This is a genomic window from Neisseria sp. P0001.S005, assembly GCF_051963715.1.
This window is the reverse complement of the sequence record NZ_JBQCTZ010000551.1, coordinates 1-514: the sequence shown is the minus strand read 5'-3', so window position 1 is coordinate 514 and position 514 is coordinate 1. Positions and strand designations below refer to the sequence as shown.

1 protein-coding gene is annotated in these 514 nt (G+C 38.9%); it reads left to right on the top strand.

Annotated features, from left to right (window positions below; all coding sequences use genetic code 11):
• Positions 1 to 164: 164 nt before the first annotated feature.
• The coding region (locus ACTHSP_RS21605; protein ID WP_440346957.1) for a DUF6636 domain-containing protein at positions 165 to 514 on the top strand (350 nt) is incomplete at its 3' end.

The window sequence follows — 514 nt, the reverse complement described above, 5'->3', positions numbered from 1 at the left end:
GTGGTGGCAAATTTTAGAGATGAGTTGCGAGAGACCTTAAAACAAAATCAGGCTCAAGAAGTTGCTCAAAATACTCCACAAGTTCAAGAAGAGCGCAGCTATGGCGGTCGATCGTTTAGTTAGGAAATATTTAATAACCTTAAAACCCTAATAGGAGTCTTTGTATGCAGAAATTATTTATTCTAATATCATTAACTTTATCAGTTTCGGCTTGTGCTGTATCTCCAATGGAAGAAACTGAAGATGTGATAAATAGTGGATTATATAATATCGATTTTCGTGCCGGAAACGGTAAGATTTATTGCGGCGGTGATGCGAAAGTATCTGATTTGGCTCAGGGTGTATCATGTCTGACTGAAATTAAAGGTAAGCCTGTTTTACCGCGCCCCAACGATTGCGAACTTGAATGGGGTGGAACATTCTTCTTGGGTAAAACCGGTAAAGCAGATATGGTTTGTCATAGTGACTTTCCTTTTAATCCCAAAGCCCGTATCTTGAAAAATGGAGAAACAGT